The sequence below is a fragment of the Mesorhizobium sp. M7A.F.Ca.CA.001.10.2.1 genome (assembly GCF_003998575.1).
GTDB lineage: Bacteria > Pseudomonadota > Alphaproteobacteria > Rhizobiales > Rhizobiaceae > Mesorhizobium.
In genome coordinates, this window is sequence record NZ_RZQY01000829.1 from 1 (window position 1) to 2249 (window position 2249).

Below are 2249 nucleotides of genomic sequence, written 5' to 3' on the forward strand. Positions count from 1 at the left end.
GGCAAAACCAAAATGGTCATCCGCATGGCGCTGGCGCGAAAACTCCTCGTCATTCTCAATGCAAAAGCACGCGATGCGCGCATGGAGTTCGCCAATGCAACTTGACACCACAGATAGTCGCTCATTGTCCTGCCGGACATTTCTCCCCGTATAGTGACGGGGAGAAAGACGCAGTCATCGGCGCTTTCGCCAATTTTCAAATAGGTGCCGAGGGCGCGGCTGCCCTCTTCTCCGTCACTATACGGGGAGAAGGTGCCGGCAGGCGGATGAGGGGCAGCGCCCGCCTTCGTCCTAAAGAGTACCACCCCTGTTCCACCCCCGACCCCGGTCGCCGAACATCACATAACCAGCATCCGTCACCGCCAGCGTGTCCTCCAGCTTGATGAAGCCGCGCGTCGGGTGGAGCATGGTCGTCTCCACCGATAGCACCATGTTCTTCTCCAGCGGCTTTGCCGCATAGGTGCCTTCATAGGTCACCGGGTGGTTGGTCATCAGGAACGGCGCCTCGTGCGTGATCAGGCCCATGCCATGGGCGAAGAAATCCGTGTAGGCCGCGACCTTCGAAGCCTTCAGCACGCCCTCGGCATGGGAAATCATGTCGCCGCCCAGCGTGCCCGCTTTGACTTTTGAGAAGGCCGCCTGCTGCACCGTCTCGACCTCGGCCAGCAGATCTTCCAGTTCGGCATCCGGTTCCCCGAGAATGCCCATCCGGCAGAGGTCGCCGATATAGCCGTGAAAGTTGCCGCCGGAATCGATTGACAGCACCTCGCCTTTTTTCCACGCCTGCGGCGAGGCGGCGCGGTTGTGGCTGGAGCCCAGCGTCAGCAGGCAATATTCGAAATGGATGCCGCGATTGGTTTCCTCGCGCCGCAGCTGTTCGATGATCTCGCCCTTGGTCGTGCCTTCGCGCGCCCAGGCTATGGTCGCCAGCATGGAATCGGTGATCAGTTCAGAGGCCGTGCGCAGCTTCTCCAGTTCGGCATCGGTCTTGATGGCGCGCATGCGCTCCAGCATGTCGGTCGCATCGATCAGCCTGGCGTCCGGCAACGCCTTGCGGATCAGCGTATAGGCGTCCGACGGCAGGAAGCCGGGCTCGATGCCGATGCGCGCGCCCGCCTTGCCGATCTTCTGCAGATGCTCGACCGCAAGGTTGGCGGCGTCGAGCGTGCCCCAGCAGGCGGCGTGCAGCGTCGGCGTCCAGAACGGGTTGTTCTGATGCTCGCCGCCCTCCATGCGGTTGCCGATATAGGCGGCATGGTCCGGCCCGCCTTTCTCGTACACGACAATCGGCAGGTAACGGCTGTGGCCGATCGCATCCATGGCGGCGAAGAAGATGAACTTGTAGCCGCCCAGCAGATATTGCGTGTTGTGCTTGGAGGTGGCGAGCAGCACATCGATGCCGGCCTCCTCCATCAGCCGGTCGACCCTTGCCTGGTCGAACGGGATATTGCCGACCGCATTCTTGCCCGGAGCAATGTTCATCTCTCTCTCCCTGAATAGCCGGATCGCCGCTGTTCCGCTCCCGATCCCTTGGCAGCGGTCAAATCTGCACCACTTTGCCCGTTCTGGTCCAGCCAGAAACAGATGAAATGTCGCCTCTCTATGACTCCGCGCTGTCATTCGTCGCATATTCAACCAATCTGGTCCTACCAGAATGATCAAATTGAGCCACGCCCTCCAAACTGGTCCAGCGGACGAAAATTTCAAAGCCAAGCGAGGATGCGCCAATTCCGTCTCTGGCGAAACCCTCGGCAAGGCTCATAATCGCCGCCGCAAGGATGCCGGTGGGCTTGCCGGCGTCCGAGGGGTTGGCGCACCCGACCGGGTCGCGGAGAGGACGGAGTTCGATCATGTCAGGTTTCACGATTTCCAGACGCACGATGCTTGCCGGCTCGGCAATGCTGCTGGCCTCCACCGCAATGCCGGCACCGGGCTGGGCGCAGACGCCAAAGAAGGGCGGGCGACTGGTGCTTGCCGCCGATTCCGAACCGCGCAACCTCAACCCGGCGATCGTCGCCTCCAACGGCGTGTTCTTCATCTCCAGCAAGATCGTCGAAACGCTGGCCGAAGCCTCCTTCGACGGCAAAGACGGTCTCGCGCCACGGCTGGCGCTGAGCTGGGAAGGTGCCGCCGACGGGCTCTCGGCGACGTTCAAACTGCGCGACGGCGTCAAATGGCATGACGGCAAGCCGTTCACCTCGGCCGACGTCGCCTTCTCGGCGCTGCAGATCTGGAAGCCGCTGCAGAAT

3 protein-coding genes and 1 pseudogene are annotated in these 2249 nt (G+C 61.8%); 2 read left to right on the forward strand and 2 right to left on the reverse strand.

From position 1 onward, the window contains the following. Positions 1 to 105, forward strand: a pseudogene (locus EN964_RS32280) (IS110 family transposase); the annotation flags it as partial. A 186-nt stretch (positions 106 to 291) separates the two neighbouring features. On the opposite strand, the gene EN964_RS32290 reads toward EN964_RS32280, so the two are convergent. Then, positions 292 to 1482, reverse strand: a complete 1191-nt coding sequence (locus tag EN964_RS32290; RefSeq protein ID WP_127272737.1) for a Xaa-Pro peptidase family protein — start codon at positions 1480 to 1482, stop codon at positions 292 to 294. Between the two features lie 118 nt (positions 1483 to 1600). Beyond that, positions 1601 to 1852, reverse strand: a complete 252-nt coding sequence (locus tag EN964_RS32295) for a hypothetical protein (RefSeq protein WP_127270857.1) — start codon at positions 1850 to 1852, stop codon at positions 1601 to 1603. Here EN964_RS32295 and EN964_RS32300 point away from each other — a divergent pair. Then, positions 1851 to 2249: ABC transporter substrate-binding protein (locus EN964_RS32300; RefSeq protein WP_245490714.1), on the forward strand; the 399-nt coding region annotated here is incomplete at its 3' end. The two genes, EN964_RS32295 and EN964_RS32300, sit on opposite strands and share 2 nt — an antisense overlap.